At 74.6% G+C, this 2,786-nt stretch carries 3 protein-coding genes and 2 pseudogenes; all 5 read right to left on the reverse strand.

Going from position 1 to position 2,786, the window contains the following annotated elements:
* Positions 1-129, reverse strand: a pseudogene (locus AC2W7G_RS13115) (5-(carboxyamino)imidazole ribonucleotide synthase); the annotation flags it as partial.
* 58 nt (positions 130-187) lie between these two features.
* Positions 188-541, reverse strand: a pseudogene (locus tag AC2W7G_RS13120) (5-(carboxyamino)imidazole ribonucleotide synthase); the annotation flags it as partial.
* A gap of 114 nt (positions 542-655) precedes the next feature.
* Positions 656-1,642 carry an adenylate/guanylate cyclase domain-containing protein gene (locus AC2W7G_RS13125; protein WP_485868831.1) on the reverse strand — a complete coding sequence of 329 codons (987 nt, stop codon included), beginning with the start codon at positions 1,640-1,642 and terminating at the stop codon, positions 656-658.
* Complete coding sequence (locus tag AC2W7G_RS13130) at positions 1,629-2,141, reverse strand: PH domain-containing protein (RefSeq protein WP_485868832.1); 513 nt, start codon at positions 2,139-2,141, stop codon at positions 1,629-1,631. Before AC2W7G_RS13130 ends, AC2W7G_RS13125 begins: the two co-directional genes overlap by 14 nt.
* Positions 2,142-2,177: 36 nt before the next feature.
* Positions 2,178-2,786 (reverse strand): biotin--[acetyl-CoA-carboxylase] ligase (locus AC2W7G_RS13135; RefSeq protein ID WP_485868833.1); only part of this gene is annotated, 609 nt, incomplete at its 5' end.

A 2,786-nucleotide genomic window follows, 5' to 3' on the forward strand; every position in this document is an offset into this window, starting at 1 on the left:
GGCGGCCAGCACGGACAGCTCGCGGCGGAAGTCGACCAGCTCCTCGGCCAGCAGCCGCGTGCCGGGGGCCGCGGCGTCCAGCGCGGCGAACGCCTCGTCGGCGTCGGCGGCCTCGCGGACCACCCACACGCCCTTTGCCGTCGTAGCCGCCGCGGGTCACCTTCAGGACGATCGGGAAGCCGCCGAGCGCGTCGGCGAACGCCTGGACGTCCTCGCGGGTGGCGACCACGGCGTGCCGCGGGGCCGGGATGCCGAGACCGGTCAGCCGCTCGCGCATCTCGGCCTTGTCCTGGGCGTACAGCAGCGCGTCGGCCGGACGCGCGACGACGCCCTCCGCGGCGAGGGTGCGCAGGTGCTCGGGCGGCACGTGCTCGTGGTCGAAGGTGATGACGGGGGCCTCGCCCACGACGCGCCGCAGGTCGTCCAGGCTGCGGTAGTCGGCGACGACGTGGTCCGGCACGACCTGGGCGGCGGAGACGTCCGCCCCCTCGGCCAGCAGACGGACGCGCACGCCGAGGGCGCTGGCGGACTCCTGCATCATGCGGGCGAGCTGGCCGCCGCCGACGATTCCGAGCTCGGGCTTGGTCACCGGAACAGGGTAGCGAGCCGGCTCAGTGGGCCCGGAACGTGCGCCGCCGGCTGACCGCGACCGGGGTCACGAGGCCGAAGCCGCGCAGCGGCCGGGCGGGCAGCGGACGCGCCTCGAACTCCTCGTCGTCAGCGCCCGGGCCGTCTCCTGGTCGACCAGGACGCGGTTGGCGCGCGCGACCGCGGCCATCCGGGCGGCGAGGTTGACGGGCGGACCGAACACGTCGCCCAGCCGGCTGATGACCGAGCCGGTGGCCAGCCCCACGCGCACGTCGGGCAGGTCTTTGCGGGCCCCGATCTGGCGCACGAGCTCGAGCGACAGCGTCGTGGCCGTGCGCGGGTCGGGGCAGGTGAACAGCACCGCGTCGCCGAGGGTCTTGATGACCCGTCCGCCGCGGGCCGCGACCAGGTCGGTGGCGTGGTTCTCGAAGCCCTGCACGACCTTGGCCAGGCCGATCTCGTCGAGCTCGTTGGAGAGCTTGGTGAACCGCGACAGGTCGGCGAACCCGACCGTGACGTGGGTGCTGAGCAGCTCGGAGTCGGCCTCGCCCAGCGCCTCGACGCGGCCGGCGGACGCGGCCAGGTGACGGCGCCAGGCGTAGCGCAGCACCTCGTCGAAGGTGGGGACGACCTCGGTGGCGACGTCGACCGCGGCCTCGAGCCGGGTGGCGGCGCGCCCCACCTCCACCTGGCCCTCGACGGCGTCGACGATGACCGAGATCTGCCAGTCCGCCAGCCGCGACACGAGGTGGCCGATGGCGCGGACGAGCTGGAACAGCGCGTCGTCGGGCAGCGCCTCGTCCTTCTGCAGCCGTGCGATGGCGGTCAGCACGCGCACGTCCTGCTCGGAGTAGGCGGCGGTGTCGCCGGCGTCGGGGAAGCCGATGGCCCGCCACAGCCGCTGCGCGACCTCGGGGTCGACCCCGGCCTGGTCGACGACCTCCTGGCCGGTCAGGTCGCGCTGGTCGCCGAGGATCAGCAGGTTCAGGCGACGTCGCAGCGCCGCGCGCTCGGCCGCGGACAGCTGGCTGCCCTCGGGCTCAGACGGACTCATGGCGGCCGCTCGCGCTCCCCTCGGCGTGGATCAGCTCGGTCAGCGTGCGGTGCAGCTCGTCGATGCGCGGGATGTCGCGCAGCCGCAGCCCGGCCTGCTCGCTGGCGTCGTGGACGATGAGCGTCCCGCAGCCGAGCACCCGGTCGTTGAGGTTCTTCTCGAACGAGACGTCGTTGACCCGGCTCAGCGGGATGACCCGTCCGTGGCGGGTCAGGAGCCCGCGCTGCTCGACGATCCGCTTGTTCGTGACCGTGTACGTCCAGGTCAGCCAGCGCAGGAACGGCAGCACCGATCCCCCCAGCACGAGCACGAGGGCCAGGGCGGCCACGACCCACGCGGCGGTGGTGCCGACCCGGTCCCGGGTCCAGGCGGCCAGGAAGCCGCCGGCGCCGGCCACCACCAGCAGGACGAGCACCGGCACCAGCAGCACCTTCACGTGGGTGCGCGTGGACGTGACGACGTGCTCGCCGTCGGTCATCAGCCTGCGCGGGAGCGTCATGGCGTCAGTCTGGCACGCAGCCGCCGGCCGCCGCCGTCATGCCACGGCGCGGACGTGCGTGACGTCGCCCGCGCTGACCGCCTGGCCGGCCACCACAAGACGCCCCTCGGCGTCGACCGTCTCCGCGGTGCCGCGCAGCGTGCTGCCGTCGGGCATCTCGACCCGCACCTCGCGGCCCAGCGTCGCGCAGCGGCGCACGTAGGACTCGCGGACGTTGGTCGGCTCGCCCTCGTCGGCGACCCAGGCCCGGTGCAGCGCGTCGAAGGTGCGCAGCAGCTCGCGCAGCACGACGGTGCGGTCGGTCGTCGACGCGCCCTCGAGCCGCATCGACGTGGCCGTCGGGACGGGCAGCTCGTCCGCGCGCAGCCCGGTGTTGAGCCCCACCCCCACGACGGCGGCCGGACCCTGCGGCGTCACGACGACCTCGACGAGGATGCCGGCGAGCTTGCGGTCGTCCACGAGGACGTCGTTGGGCCACTTGAGCGACGACGCGACGTCGAACGAGCGCACCGTCGCGTCCACCGCCAGCCCGGTGAGCAGCGGCAGCCAGGCCCAGCGGCTCATCGGCACCTCGCGCGGCGCCACGAGCATCGAGACGGCGAGCCCCGAGGACGCGGGGCTGCTCCCAGCGCCGGTCGAGCCGGC

Source organism: Aeromicrobium sp. PFPM2_SD2 (assembly GCF_057364525.1).